The sequence below is a fragment of the Rathayibacter sp. AY1C6 genome, from assembly GCF_002931535.1.
Taxonomy (GTDB): Bacteria; Actinomycetota; Actinomycetes; order Actinomycetales; family Microbacteriaceae; genus Rathayibacter.
In genome coordinates, this window is record NZ_PSWC01000004.1 from 48,126 (window position 1) to 61,012 (window position 12,887).

Sequence of the window (12,887 nt, forward strand, 5' to 3'; positions counted from 1 at the left end):
CCGCTACCCCCTGCCCCGCGAGGCGCGGGCGGAGCAGAGTGGGAGGGTCGGCAGGTCGCCGACGCGAAGGGAGAGCGCCATGAGCACCGACCGCACCACGGGTGAGGACACCGAGAAGACCGAGGACCTCCCCGACGGCACCGGGACGGACACCTCCTCCGGTGGCGGCGACACCGACACCGTCTCCGGCGGCGAGCCGGACGAGCCCGCCGAGTAGGGCCGTGAACGACGAAGGGCGGGACCGCGAGGTCCCGCCCTTCGTCGTTCCGCCGATCAGATCAGCGGGCCGTCGCTCTCGCTCGAGCGGCGGGTGACCTGCTCGCCGCTGGCCGGGTCGACGGCCGAGCGCGTGGTCGAGACGGCCTGGCGGCGGCGCGTCAGCAGGACCAGCCCGAGGATCAGGCCGACCGCTCCGGCCGCCATGAGGATGTAGCCGACCAGCTTCAGGTCGATCCCGGACACCTGCACGTCCACCGCGAAGGCGAGGACCGCGCCGACGACGAGGAGGAAGATCCCTGCTCCGATGCTCATTGCGTGCTCCTTCTGACTGCCGCCGGAGCGCACGCGGGAAGCGCGCAGGGGCACCGGCGATCGCCCCACGGTAGACCCCGGGTCCGGCGGCCCCCAGGCCTTCCGGCGGGAGCCTCCGGGGGTGTAGGGCGGTGCGGGTCAGCGGTCGGAGACGCGGAGCATCACGCGGGTGCGGTCGGCGCGGGTGACCAGGCCCTCGATCAGGAGGAACACGCGGTACTCGAGCCGGTACTTCGCCAGGAACACGCGGCCCAGGCGCTCGACCTCGCCGGGGTCGGCGTCGATCTCCGCGGCGGCCTCGACCGGCGCCGCGTAGTCGGAGACGCGGCCGCGGCGGTCGCAGGGGACGAGGGTCACCCGCGCGTCGTTGCGGAGGCGCTTCACCTTGCCGCTGCGGCGGGGAGTGGTGACGATCAGCTCGTGGCCGTCGCGGGCGATCCAGACCGGGGTCGAGACGGCGTCCCCGGACTTCCGGAACGTGGTGAGCGAGACGAAGCGCTCGTCGGCGAGGGCGGTGAGGTCCTGGGAGAGGGGCATGTCCGAAGTAGAGCGGCCGGGAGCGGTCACCGCAAGCCTCCGTGGCACCTCGATCCGCCCCCGTAGGGTGGAGTGATGACCGACGCGACGCCTCTGATCGGCCCGACCGAGGCGCCCGATCTGCACGTGATGACCTACAACATCCGCCGGCGGATGCCGCGCCTCACCTCCCGCGCCGTCGACCAGTGGGACCGGCGCCGCCCGCTCGTCCAGCGGGTGCTGGAGCAGGAGCGCCCCTCGATCCTCGCCGTGCAGGAGGCGCTGCCGGACCAGTCGGCCGCCGTGCACGAGGCGCTGGGCTCCTCCTTCGAGGCGATGGGCTTCGGCCGGGACGCGGACCGCGGCGGCGAGCGCGTGATGCTCTTCGTCGACCGCAGCCGCTACGCCGTCCGGCACTGGACCCAGATCGCCCTCTCGGACACCCCGGACGTCGCCGGCTCGCGCAGCTGGGGCAACCGCATCCCGCGCACCGCGGTGATCGCGGAGCTGACCGATCACGCGACCAGCCGCGAGCTCACCGTGATCTCGACCCACTTCGACCACATCTCGCGGCGCTCGCGCCAGCGCTCCGCCGAGCTGATCGCCCGCCGCGTCCTCGAGCTCGGACGCCCCGCGATCGTGATGGGCGACACCAACACCGACGTCGACACCGTCCCCTACCGGACGATCCTCGAGGAGGGCCGCCTCGCGGACGCGTGGGAGACGGCGGAGAAGCACCTCACCCACTCGTGGAGCACCTTCTCGAACTACCGCGCGCCGGCGCCGGGCAAGCGGATCGACTGGCTGCTCGTCAGCGAGGGCGCCTTCGAGGTCGTCTCCGCCGGGATCAACGCCGTCCGCTACGGGGGAGCGGCGCCCTCCGACCACGAGCCGGTCCAGGCCGTGCTGCGCTTCACGAACCCGTGAGCGGCTCCGCCCTCGTCGAGACCTTCCTCGAGCCCCCGCGCACCCGCGGGGAGTGGACGGCCGACGGCATCCGCGCGATCGGGGCGGCGAGCATCGTGGCGGCCGCGATCGGCTGGGACCTGGTGGATGTGGCGGTGCTCGCGCTCGCGGCGATCGGGCTGGTGCTGCCGCGCTTCCTCGGCATCCGTCCGGCGCTCGACGCCCTCTTCGGGCTCGCGCTGCTCGTGGCGTCCTGGAGCAGCGTCCTCGGCCTGTACGAGGCGTGGCCGCAGTGGGACCTGGTCGTGCACTGCGTGCTCAACGGGCTGATCGCCGCGGTGGCCTACATCGTCGCCGCGCGGGCCGGAGTCGTGCCGGCCGTCGCGGGCGATCGCGGGCCGCTGCTCCCGGCGGTCGTGCTCTGCGCCTGCTTCGGGACGACGGCGGGCGTCCTGTGGGAGTGGGGCGAGTGGGCGGGGCACCGCTTCATCGACTCCTCGATCTTCGTCGGCTACGAGGACACGCTCGGGGATCTCGCCGCCGGTGCGCTGGGCTCGATCCTCGCCGGCGCGCTGATGCGCTTCTGGTCCGCGAAGTCCCGGGTGGTCGGACCGGGCGCCTCGCGCGGCGTCGGAGGTGCGGCGTAGCATGTCCCGCATGTGCGGCCGCTTCGCGATGGACTCCGAGACCGATGAGCTGATCCGCGAGTTCGTCGCCGCGGGCGGGCGCGCCGAGGACTGGGCGCCCGACTACAGCGTCGCTCCCACCGACGTCGCGCCGATCGTGCGCGAGCGGCTCCACGACGGCGAGCGGGAGCGCGAGCTGGAGCTCGCGTCCTGGGGCTTCACCCCGTCCTGGTCGAAGGGCAGGGGGCCCTCGCCGATCAACGCGCGCCTCGAGTCGGTCGCGACGAACGGCCTGTTCCGCGGGGCGTTCGCCAAGCAGCGCGCGATCGTGCCGATGCGCGGGTACTACGAGTGGGAGACCCGCGCCGACGGCAAGCAGCCCTGGTTCCTGCAGGGCGAGGAGCCGATCCTCGCCGCGGCCGGCCTCTACACGGCCCGCAAGGAGGGCGACGACTGGCGCGTCTCCTTCACGATCATCACCCGCGAGGCGCGCGACGCCTCCGGCGAGGTGCACGACCGGATGCCCGTGTTCCTCACGCCCGACGTGCGCGACGCCTGGCTCGACCCGGCTCCGCTCGCCTCCGCCGAGGAGATGCTCGCCACCCTCGACCGGGCGTCCGTCGCGATGGCCTCGACCGTCACGGCCCACCCGGTCGACCGCCGCGTGAACAACTCCCGCACCGTCGACCGCCGCGACTCGGGCCTGCTGACGCCGGTCGCCTGATGCCGTTCGCTCGGTAGGCGCGGGACGATCCGCGCGGTCAGCGGAACCTCCGGGCGAGGGCGGACGACGGGTGGTGGGTGGACCGGAGAGCACGGGAGGGGCGGAGCCGCGGCCCCGCCCCCCGGGCGTCCTACTTCGTGCCGGCGTGACCCGGGAACGGCTTGCCGTTCAGCGAGACCTCGTCGGGGTCGACCTCGACGTCGCCCACGTCGTCCGGGCCGCCCGTGCCGGGCACGGCCTTCACCTCGGCCGAGCCGGAGACCTCGGTGCGGCTCTCCGCCGGGTCCGAATCCTGCTTGGCCTCGGTCTCGCGCTCGCTGCCGGGCGACTCCGAGATGTCCTTCTCGATGGTCTCGCTCTCGGAGGAGGTGGCGGGCGCCGCCCCGTCCGGCTTGCCGATGGTCGAGCCCTGGTCGTCCTGCTCCGTGCGGTCCTGGTCCATGTCGTCGCCTTTCGTCGGGACCTCCGACGCTACGTCGGGGCGCGCGCGGGGGCACCCGCTTGACAGCCCGGCCGGGGGAGGGCGGCGTGCAGGGTCGACGTACTACCCTGGGTCGACGGTCGCACCGGGGGGCGCGGCACACCCGCCGCCGACCGCGAGGAGGACCCGTGGCATCCCACCGGACAGGCGACACCCGCATCGTCGGGACGACGGTCGACGGCCGGTACACGATCGAGGAGCTCATCGGCCGCGGCGGCATGGCCACGGTCTACCGGGCGCGAGACGGCGTCCTCGGCCGCTCCGTCGCGCTGAAGATGTTCGCCCCCGGCATCGACGACGCACAGGACCTGCAGCGCAAGGCGTCCGAGATCCGGCTGCTCGCGGCCCTCAACCACCCCGCTCTCGTCACCCTCTACGACGCGCACGACGGCGGCGACGACACCAACGGCCAGGCCTACATGGTGATGGAGCTCGCCGAGGGGCCGAGCCTGTCCGAGCGGCTCGCCGAGGGCCCGGTCGCGCCGAACGACGTCGCCTCGATGGCGGGCGACCTCGGCGAGGCCCTGCACACGGTCCACGCGGCCGGAGTCGTGCACCGCGACGTGAAGCCGTCGAACGTGCTGCTCGTCCCGAGCCCGCTGACGAGCCGCGAGTTCCGCCCGAAGCTGGCCGACTTCGGCATCGCCTCCCTCATCGACGCGACGCGGATCACCGCGCCCGGCACCCTCATCGGCACCGCCGCCTACCTCAGCCCCGAGCAGGCGCACGGCGACCCGGTCACGTCGGCGAGCGACATCTACTCCCTCGGCCTGGTGCTCCTGGAGTCGCTGACCGGTCGCCGCCCGTTCACGGGCTCGGCGATCGAGGTCACGCTCGCCCGCCTGCTCCGCGACCCCGAGGTCTCGGAGTCGCTCGGCAGCGGGTGGACCTCGCTCCTGACCTCGATGACGCGGCGCGAGCCCGGCGAGCGTCCCGCCGCGCTCCAGGTGGCGGAGTCGGCACGCCGCCTGATCGATCCGCGGCGCGACTCCCCGCCGGCGGCCATCGTCGTCCCCGACGTCCCCGCCACCCGGGTGATGTCGACGGAGCCGCTGGCCGAGACCGAGCCGATCACGCGGGCGGAGGCGCTCGATCCGACGCAGCGCTTCACCGCGACCGAGCGGATCGCTCCGGCACCGCGGATCGCTCCGGCACCGCAGACCGCTCCGGCGCCGCGCACGGCTCCGCTCCGCCCCGCGGCCGCCCGTCCTCAGCGCCGCGGCCCGAGCCCGTGGCTGATCGTGCTGGTGCTCGCGCTGGTCGCGGTCGCCGTCGGGCTCGCGATCATCCTGATCGACGGTCCCCAGTCGCCTCTGCCGCAGGTGGACGGCGAGCTGGGCGACCACCTCCGTCAGCTGCGCGAGAGCATCCGCTCGTGAGGGGCCTCCGACTGCGCGCTGCCGGCGCCGTGCTCGCCTCGGTCCTGCTGCTGAGCGGATGCTCCTCCGCGCCGCAGGGCATCGACGAGGGCACCGCCCAGACCCTCGACGACGCGGTGGTCGCCGTCGCCGAGAAGGCCTCGGCCGACGACTACCAGGGCGCTCTCACCGAGCTCGCCTCGCTGCAGTCGGCGCTGGACGCCGCGCTCGCCGAGGACTCCGTCAGCTCCGATCGCGCAGCGACGGTGCAGGCGCAGGTCGACGTCGTCCGCGCCGACCTCGAGGCCCTGATCGCGGGAGCCCCGGAGCCGGCGCCGGCCGAGACGACCGCCCCGGCTCCCGAGGAGACGACCCCGGTCGAGGAGGAGCCGGAGGACACGCCCGCTCCGGTCGAGACCGAGGACGACCCCGCCCCCTCGCCCGAGGAGTCGGAGCCGGAGGAGACGCCGACCGAGCCGGAGGAGCCCGCGGAGGAGACCCCGGCCGCTCCCGGCGACGACGCTCCGGGGAGCAGCGGCGACGCACCGGGGAACAGCGGTGGCGCACCCGGCAACAGCGGGAACGCTCCCGGCAACGGCAACGGCAACGGCAACGGCAACGCGGGCGGCAACGGCAACGCGGGCGGCAACGGCCCGGGCGCTCGCGGTGCGGCGACCGGCGTCGGCGCCCCCGCGGGCAGCGGTGCCGCACCCGGGGCCGCGAAGGGCCCCGGCGGCCGCTAGAGCGCTATTCCTGGGTCGAGAGCACGGCGAACGCGGCGTCGAGCTCGACGTCCACGTCCGTGCCGTCCTCGCGGGTGACCTCCACCTCGAAGGCGTGGTCGGCGTCGTCGCTGCGCTCGGCCTCGGTGACGGTCCCGGAGCCGACGGCGCCCAGCGCCGCCTCGCTCGCGCGGGCGAGGTCGTCGCCGGTGAGGTCGTCCGGGTCCACGGCGGCCGCGGTCGGGTCGCCGGCAGGCACGCCGTCGTCGCCCGAGCCGGCCTGGAGGGCGCGGTCGTCGGGGTCCACGGACACGACGGCGAAGGAGTCGTCGAGGCGCACCTCGTACTCGAGGCCGTCGCGGTCGGTCAGGTCCAGCTCGTAGCCGGTGGCGCCGTCGTCGTCGCGCTCGGCCGAGGTGACGGTCCCGCCGCCGATCTCGGCGAGCGCGGCCTCGCTCGCGCGGTCCAGGTCGCTGCCGGTGAGGGAGTCGGACCGCTCGAAGCCGTCGGTCGCGGCGTAGGCGATGCCCGTCCCGGCTCCGATCAGCACGACCGCTCCGGCGATCCCGGCGATGATCTTCGTCTTCTTCTGCACGATGGCTCCGTCCCGGCGCCGCTCGTCGACGCCTCCAGCACTCTCGCGGTCGGGCGCTGAAGCAGGCCTGAAGCGCCCGCTCAGCGGACGAGCGGCACCCGCACCTCGACCCGGGCGCCGCCCAGCGCCGAGTCGCCGACGACGACCCGTCCGCCGTGGGCCCGGGCGATCCCGGCGACGATCGCCAGGCCGAGGCCCGATCCTCCGGCGTCGCGCGCCCGGCCCTCGTCGAGGCGGACGAAGCGCTCGAGCACCCTCTCGCGCTCCGCCGCCGGGATCCCCGGCCCGTCGTCGTCCACCGCGAGCACCGCCTCCGCTCCGTCGACCCGTGTCGAGAGCGCCAGCTGCGAGGAGCGGTGCCGCACCGCGTTGTCGACCAGGTTCCGCAGCGCCCGCGAGAGCAGGGCCTCGTCGGCCACCGCCTGCACGGGCGAGATCCCGCTCGCGTCGACCCGGGCTCCGGAGTCGCGCAGGCGCCGCACCTCGCCGAGGGCGAGATCGTCGAGGTCCACGGGAGCCGCCGCCACGGCCAGGCGCGCCTCGTCCGCCCGGGCGAGCAGCAGCAGGCCCTCGATCAGCCCGCCGAGCCGCACCGACTCCTCCGCGACCGTCCTCGCCAGCCGGGCGGAGTCGAGCCGGTCCGGGTGCGCGAGCGCCACCTCCGCGGTCTGACGCAGCGCCGCGACGGGGGAGCGCAGCTCGTGCGAGGCGTCCGAGACGAAGCGCCGCTGCCGCTCCTGCCCGCTCTGCAGCCGATCGAGCATCCGGTTGAGGGTGTGCGCCAGCCGGTCGACCTCGTCGCCGGAGCCGGGAGCGGCGATCCGGCGGTCCAGGGCGGAGGAGGTGACCGCCTCGGCCTCCTCGCGCATCCGCTCCACGGGGCGCAGCGCCCGGCCGACGACGACGGCGCACACCACCGCCACCAGCGCGATCAGCAGCGGGACGGCGACCGCGAGCAGCCCGATCGTCGTGGACACCGCCTCCTCGCGGCCCTCGTCGGGCACGCCGACCACCACGAGGGAGTCGTCGTCGAGCTCGCGGGCGGCGACCACCACCGGCCCCTCGTCGTCCACGTCGACCGTGACCGGGTCGTCGCTCTCGGCCAGCGCGAGCGGAGGGAGGTCCTCCGCGTCCTCGCCCGCGGCGGCGACCCGCCCGTCGACCACGAGCTGGACCAGTCCCTCTGAGCCGCGGACGGCCTCCGGGCCGCCCTGCTCGACCAGCGCCGCGACCCGCTCCGCCTCGGCGTCGGCGGCGGAGGCGGCGCTCGAGGCGAGCACGGAGGAGAGGACCAGGACGAAGAGCACGCTCCCGAGGAGCGCGGCGGCGGCCACCACGGCGGTCGCGGCCGCGGTGATGCGGGTCCGCAGGCTCCGGCGGCTCACCCGGCCACCAGCGTGTAGCCCGCCCCGCGCCGGGTGCGGAGGGTGTCGCGACCGAAGGGCCGGTCGATCTTGTTGCGCAGGGTGCGGACGTAGACCTCGACGATGTTCGGGTCGCCGTCGTAGTCGAAGTCCCAGACGGCTCCGAGGACGTCGCGTTTGGAGACGACCTCGCCCGCCCGCGAGACGAAGTACTCGAGGACGCTGAACTCGCGCGCGGCCAGCGGCACGGCGACTCCGCCCCGCTCGACGGTCCGGGAGGCCGGATCCAGCACGAGATCGCCGACGACGCGCACCGTGGGCCGCTCGGCGGCTCCGCGGCGGATGAGGGCGCGCAGCCGCGCGACGAGCACCGGGAACGAGAACGGCTTGGTGAGGTAGTCGTCGGCTCCGGTGTCGAGGGCCTCGACCTGGTCGAGGTCGCCGTCCTTCGCGGTGAGCATCAGGATCGGGGTCCAGTCCTCGGCGGCGCGCAGCCGCTCGCAGACGCGGAAGCCGCTGACGTCCGGGAGCATCAGGTCGAGGACGATCGCTGCGTAGTCGGCCTCCTGCGCGTACCAGAGGGCGTCGGTGCCGGTGGTGGCGGTGTCCACGGCGAAACCCTCGGCCTCCAGGCCCGTCTCGAGGGCGCGGAGCAGGTTGATCTCGTCGTCGACGACCAGGATGCGGATGGCGGCCTCCCCGGGCTCGGCGCGCGGGGGCCCGCGCGAGCCCAGGCTAGCCGCGGCCCCGCTGAAGCCCGCCTGAAGCGCCGACGGACCACCGCGTCCCGCCGAGGCGCCGGCTCCCCGCCGGGACACCGGCCGGAGCGCGGTGTCCCGGCGGGACGCGCGGCGCCCGGGCGCGGGTCACTCGTCGCGGTCGGTGTACTCGCCCTCGCCCTCGGCGGAGGTGCCCGCGGCGCTGGTGTCGACGTAGCTGCCCTTGTCGGCGGTGCTCTGCTCGTTGACCGAGGTGTCGACGTAGCTGCCCTCGGCCTCGCCGGCGGTGTGCGAGACGCCCTCCGTCGAGGTGTACTCGCCGCCCTCGGTGTCCTCGGTGCTCGTGCCCTCGGCGACGTGACGGCCGTGGCCGACGGCGTGCTCGTCGTGACCCTCGTGGTGGTCGTGGTGCTCGTGACCCTCGTGGTGCTCGTTGTCGTGGTCGTGGTGGGCCATGGCGGCCTCCTCGCTTCGTCGCGTCGGTGCGCGGTCGGATCGGCCGCGCTCGCTCCGAGACTTCTGCATCGGGGGCGGGGGTGCAAGACGTGGCGGCTGCACATCCGTGCCGCGCAACTCCTACCGGTGCCGGATCCGTCCGCCTAGCCTCCGAGGATGAGCAGACCCCCTCGCACCCGCTGGAGCGTCATCGGCCAGCTCGGACCGGCCTTCGACGACGGCGGTCCGATGCTGCTGGTCGAGGCCCGATCGGCGTTCGGGCGCCGCCCGATGCACCGCGCCAAGGCGCAACTGCTGCTGTCGGCGCTCCGCCACCGCGCCCGCGAGCTCGGGGACCGCGCCGAGTACGTCCGCTCCGAGACCTTCGGCGAGGCCCTCGCCGGGCGCGACGACCTCGAGGTGATCGACCCGCCCACCCGCGGCGGCCGCCGCCTCGCCCGCAGGCTCGGCATGAGCGTCCTGCCCAGCCGCGGCTTCATCACGGCCGAGGAGGACTTCCGCGAGTGGGCGCTCTCCCGCTCGGGCAAGCGCCTGCTGCTGGAGGGCTTCTACCGGTGGAGCCGCGAGCGCACCGGCGTGCTGATGCGCGGCGACCAGCCCGAGGGCGGCCGCTGGAACTACGACCACGACAACCGCCAGCCTCCGCCCAAGGGCGCCTCCCGGCTCGGCCTGCCCGAGCCGTGGTGGCCGGAGGAGGACGACATCGACGAGGAGGTGCGCGCCGACCTCGCGCGCTGGGAGGCCGAGGGGGCGGTCCGCCTGGTCGGCGCCGACGGTCCGCGCCGCTTCGCCGCGACGCCCGCCGAGGCCGAAGCGGCGCTCGCCGACTTCGTGTCGTCGCGCCTGGGCGACTTCGGGACCTACGAGGACGCGATGCTCTCGGGCGACTGGACGATGGCGCACTCGCTGCTCAGCGCCCCGATGAACCTCGGCGTGCTCGATCCACGGACGGTCGTCGAGGCGGCCGAGGCGGAGTACGCCGCCGGGGGCGCGCCGATCGCGGCGACGGAGGGGTTCATCCGCCAGATCCTCGGCTGGCGCGACTACGTCTGGAACCTGTTCTGGCACCTCGGGCCGGAGTACCGGAACCGCAGCCGCGCGCTCGGCGCCTCCACGCCGCTGCCCGCCGAGCTGCTCGCGCTCGACCCGAGCGGCATCGAGGCGAACTGCCTGCACGAGACGCTCGACGACGTGCACCGGCACGGCTGGGCGCACCACATCCAGCGCCTGATGGTGCTCGGCAACTGGGGACTGCAGCGGGGGTGGGATCCGGCGGAGCTCAACGACTGGTTCGTGGACGTCTTCGTCGACGGCACGGAGTGGGTGATGCCCGCGAACGTGATCGGGATGTCCCAGCACGCCGACGGCGGCGTCGTCGCGACGAAGCCGTACGCCTCGGGCGGCGCCTACATCAACCGGATGTCCGACTACTGCGGCGGCTGCCGCTTCGACCCGAAGGTGCGCCTGGGCGAGAACGCCTGCCCGGTGACCGCCGGGTACTGGGCCTTCCTCGACCGGGCCGAGCCGGTCCTCCGCGGCAACCACCGGATGGCCCAGCCCCTCGCGGGCCTGCGCCGCCTCGCGGACCGCGAAGCGGTGGTCGACCAGGAGCGCCTGCGCGAGACGTACTGACGCGGGGCCGACGGCGCGCCCGCCGCTACTCCGCGCGCACGAAGCGCGACACGGTGACCGCGACCGTCACTGCAGTCGTCCCCTCCACCGCCGCGAGCCGCGCGTCCAGCGCCTCGGGATCCACGTGGTGGGCACTCGGCCCCATCAGCACCTCGGCGCGCAGCTCGTCGACGCTCATCAGCACCGTCGTGTCCAGCTCGGTGCGCTCCTCGAGCGCGAACCCCGCCAGCTGCTCGTCGAGCCGCTCCGCCTTGCCGGCGTCGATGCCGAGCATCCCGAACCGCTCGCGGATCTCGTGCAGGTGCCTCTCGCGCGGAGTGACGACGACGGCGACGCCGCCCGGACGGAGCACCCGCCGCATCTCCGGGGCGTTCCGCGGCGCGAAGACGGTGAGCAGCGCGTCGGCGGAGGCGTCGGCCAGCGGGAGGGGCTGCCAGAGGTCCGCGGTCGCGATCGCCGCCCGGGGGTGCGCGCGGGCGGCGCGGCGGGCGGCCGGGGCCGAGAGGTCCAGGCCCAGCCCGTCCGCCGCCGGATGCGCCTCGAGCACGGCCGCGAGGTACGCCCCGGTGCCGCAGCCGAGATCGACCACGAGCCGCGCGTCGGCGGGGACGGCCGCGGCGACCGCGTCCTGGATCACCCGGTAGTGGCCGGAGCCGAGCAGGTCGGCGCGGGCCTGCACCATCGCCGCGGTGTCGCCCGAGGTCGCGTGCCTCCCGCGCAGCAGCGAGGCGTAGCCCTGACGCGCGAGGTCGGCGCTGTGCCCGAGGGGGCAGCGGAGCGAGGAGGGGCGGGGCAGCGCATCGGGGGCGAGCGCGCCGCCGCAGACCGGGCAGGCGAGGGCGGGCAGAACCGTCGATCCGGGTCGGCCGGCCGGATCGAACGCGCTCACTCCGCGCCGGGCGCGCGGGCCCGCATGGCGGTGACCGCCGCGTTCAGCGTCGCGATCGTCGGCACCGCGAACAGCGCCCCGGCGAGCCCGGCCACCTCGAGCCCGGTCGCGACCCCGAGCACCACGGCGAGCGGATGCACCTTCACGGCGGTCCCGAGGATGAGCGGCTGCAGCACGTGCCCCTCGAGCAGGTGCACCAGGATCACGACGCCGACCATCACGAGCGCGGCGACGGGCCCGCTGAACAGCAGCGCGACCAGCGCGGCGAGCGCACCGGTCACGATCGCGCCGAGGATCGGGACGAACGAGCCGAGGAACACCACGATCGCGATCGGCACGACGAGCGGCAGCTGCAGCGCGAGCGCGCCGATGCCGATGCCGACGGCGTTGATCCCGGCGACGCCGAGCTGCGCGATCACGAACTGGCTGAGGGTCCGCCAGCCGGCGGCGCCGCCGCGCTCCATCGCGGGGCGCGCGCGGCGGGGGAGGAGGCGGAGGAACCAGTGCCAGATCCGGCGGCCGTCGAGGAGCAGGAAGATCAGCGAGAACAGGGTGAGGAGGGTCCCTGCGAAGACCTCGGCCAGCTGGGAGCCGACGGCGAGGGCCCCGGACGCGATCGTCGACGCCTGCGCGTCGGCCCAGTCGACCGCGCGCTGCGCCCAGTCCGAGAGCTGGACGTCCGAGAACGACAGCGGCGGGCTCCGCAGCCACGCCTCGACGCCGTCGACCGCGTCGAGGGCACGCTGCCCCACTCCGCTGAAGCCGGAGCGCGACTGCACGATCACCAGCCCGACGAGGCCGGTCAGCAGGAGGAGCATCAGGACGATCGAGACCAGGACCGCGAGCGGGCGGGGGAGCCGCAGGCGCTCGAGCCGGTTCCGCAGCGGGGTGAGGAGCGCGGTGAGCAGCAGCGCGATCAGCACCGGCACGACGATCACGGGCAGCAGCGAGACGAGGCGCACGAGGAGGTAGAGGAGCCCGGCGACGGCGAGGAAGCGCCACGACCAGGCGGCGGCGATCCGCATCCCGGTCGAGACGTCGCCCGAGGCGTCGTCCGGCGAGTCCGAGGGGGCCGGAGCCGTGACCGCAGCCGGGGGAGCGGCGGCCGCAGGCGGACTCGCCGCCGTGCCGTGCCGCTCGTCGCGCGCTCGCCGTCCCCGCATGACCCCTCCGATCCTCTCGCAGTGTACGGCCGAGCGGCCGTCCGGGACCGGGAGGGAGCCCGGGGGCGCCGCGCCTGGGCGGATCGGGGCACCGGATGCGCCGGCAACGGCTCGTCCGGAGGGCGGAACGCGCCGGATCGCGCCGTCTCCGCCCCGTTCCCCGCCTCGGCCGCGGGAGGCCGGTCCGCGCCGGTAGCGTCGCGCG

Annotated in this window: 16 protein-coding genes; 7 read left to right on the forward strand and 9 right to left on the reverse strand. The window is 75.0% G+C overall.

Translation table 11 applies throughout. From position 1 onward, the window contains the following. Positions 1 to 79 precede the first annotated feature (79 nt). The gene (locus tag C5D36_RS16770) at positions 80 to 217 is read left to right on the forward strand and encodes a hypothetical protein (RefSeq protein WP_159940924.1); all 138 of its coding nucleotides are present in this window, start codon (positions 80 to 82) and stop codon (positions 215 to 217) included. Between the two features lie 56 nt (positions 218 to 273). Here C5D36_RS16770 and C5D36_RS04015 read toward each other — a convergent pair whose 3' ends face one another. Then, positions 274 to 531, reverse strand: a complete 258-nt coding sequence (locus tag C5D36_RS04015; protein WP_104222924.1) for a DUF6458 family protein — start codon at positions 529 to 531, stop codon at positions 274 to 276. Between the two features lie 138 nt (positions 532 to 669). Then, the gene (locus tag C5D36_RS04020; RefSeq protein WP_104295239.1) at positions 670 to 1,068 is read right to left on the reverse strand and encodes a PPOX class F420-dependent oxidoreductase; all 399 of its coding nucleotides are present in this window, start codon (positions 1,066 to 1,068) and stop codon (positions 670 to 672) included. Between the two features lie 75 nt (positions 1,069 to 1,143). Between C5D36_RS04020 and C5D36_RS04025 the strand changes: the two genes are divergently transcribed. The 3 genes from C5D36_RS04025 to C5D36_RS04035 are packed head-to-tail and all read left to right on the forward strand — an operon-like array spanning position 1,144 to position 3,303. Continuing rightward, on the forward strand, positions 1,144 to 1,974 hold the full coding sequence (locus tag C5D36_RS04025; RefSeq protein WP_104261535.1) for an endonuclease/exonuclease/phosphatase family protein: 831 nt from the start codon (positions 1,144 to 1,146) through the stop codon (positions 1,972 to 1,974). After that, positions 1,971 to 2,600 carry a hypothetical protein gene (locus tag C5D36_RS04030; protein WP_104226114.1) on the forward strand — a complete coding sequence of 210 codons (630 nt, stop codon included), beginning with the start codon at positions 1,971 to 1,973 and terminating at the stop codon, positions 2,598 to 2,600. The genes C5D36_RS04025 and C5D36_RS04030 overlap by 4 nt, the downstream gene beginning before the upstream one ends. A gap of 10 nt (positions 2,601 to 2,610) precedes the next feature. Continuing rightward, entirely contained in the window at positions 2,611 to 3,303 is a 693-nt protein-coding gene (locus C5D36_RS04035; protein ID WP_104274456.1) for an SOS response-associated peptidase, read from the forward strand. A 130-nt stretch (positions 3,304 to 3,433) separates the two neighbouring features. Here the strand turns inward: C5D36_RS04035 and C5D36_RS04040 are convergent, their stop codons facing one another. Then, positions 3,434 to 3,745, reverse strand: a complete 312-nt coding sequence (locus tag C5D36_RS04040) for a hypothetical protein (RefSeq protein WP_104222919.1) — start codon at positions 3,743 to 3,745, stop codon at positions 3,434 to 3,436. 167 nt (positions 3,746 to 3,912) lie between these two features. Here C5D36_RS04040 and C5D36_RS04045 point away from each other — a divergent pair, with 167 nt between their 5' ends. Beyond that, on the forward strand, positions 3,913 to 5,163 hold the full coding sequence (locus C5D36_RS04045; protein ID WP_104295240.1) for a serine/threonine-protein kinase: 1,251 nt from the start codon (positions 3,913 to 3,915) through the stop codon (positions 5,161 to 5,163). Further along, a complete protein-coding gene (locus C5D36_RS04050; protein WP_104258004.1) occupies positions 5,160 to 5,885 on the forward strand; it encodes a hypothetical protein in 726 nt (241 codons plus the stop codon). Before C5D36_RS04045 ends, C5D36_RS04050 begins: the two co-directional genes overlap by 4 nt. A gap of 4 nt (positions 5,886 to 5,889) precedes the next feature. Here the strand turns inward: C5D36_RS04050 and C5D36_RS04055 are convergent, their stop codons facing one another. The 4 genes from C5D36_RS04055 to C5D36_RS16980 form a co-directional block, all read right to left on the reverse strand. After that, positions 5,890 to 6,459 carry a PepSY domain-containing protein gene (locus C5D36_RS04055; RefSeq protein WP_104295241.1) on the reverse strand — a complete coding sequence of 190 codons (570 nt, stop codon included), beginning with the start codon at positions 6,457 to 6,459 and terminating at the stop codon, positions 5,890 to 5,892. Between the two features lie 80 nt (positions 6,460 to 6,539). Further along, positions 6,540 to 7,844 carry an ATP-binding protein gene (locus tag C5D36_RS04060; protein ID WP_258062862.1) on the reverse strand — a complete coding sequence of 435 codons (1,305 nt, stop codon included), beginning with the start codon at positions 7,842 to 7,844 and terminating at the stop codon, positions 6,540 to 6,542. Beyond that, complete coding sequence (locus tag C5D36_RS04065; protein ID WP_104295298.1) at positions 7,841 to 8,512, reverse strand: response regulator transcription factor; 672 nt, start codon at positions 8,510 to 8,512, stop codon at positions 7,841 to 7,843. Before C5D36_RS04065 ends, C5D36_RS04060 begins: the two co-directional genes overlap by 4 nt. A gap of 177 nt (positions 8,513 to 8,689) precedes the next feature. Then, positions 8,690 to 8,998 carry a hypothetical protein gene (locus C5D36_RS16980; RefSeq protein WP_219812574.1) on the reverse strand — a complete coding sequence of 103 codons (309 nt, stop codon included), beginning with the start codon at positions 8,996 to 8,998 and terminating at the stop codon, positions 8,690 to 8,692. A gap of 156 nt (positions 8,999 to 9,154) precedes the next feature. On the opposite strand from C5D36_RS16980, the gene C5D36_RS04075 reads away from it, so the two are divergent. Beyond that, the gene (locus tag C5D36_RS04075) at positions 9,155 to 10,630 is read left to right on the forward strand and encodes a cryptochrome/photolyase family protein (protein ID WP_104295242.1); all 1,476 of its coding nucleotides are present in this window, start codon (positions 9,155 to 9,157) and stop codon (positions 10,628 to 10,630) included. Positions 10,631 to 10,655: 25 nt separating this feature from the next. On the opposite strand, the gene C5D36_RS04080 is transcribed toward C5D36_RS04075, so the two are convergent. Together C5D36_RS04080 and C5D36_RS16985 are read right to left on the reverse strand one after the other, a co-directional pair. Continuing rightward, positions 10,656 to 11,519, reverse strand: a complete 864-nt coding sequence (locus tag C5D36_RS04080; RefSeq protein ID WP_219812575.1) for a methyltransferase domain-containing protein — start codon at positions 11,517 to 11,519, stop codon at positions 10,656 to 10,658. Next, positions 11,516 to 12,682 (reverse strand): AI-2E family transporter, encoded by a 1,167-nt coding sequence (locus C5D36_RS16985; protein WP_104226121.1) that lies wholly within the window; start codon positions 12,680 to 12,682, stop codon positions 11,516 to 11,518. The genes C5D36_RS04080 and C5D36_RS16985 overlap by 4 nt, the downstream gene beginning before the upstream one ends. Between the last annotated feature and the right edge of the window lie 205 nt (positions 12,683 to 12,887).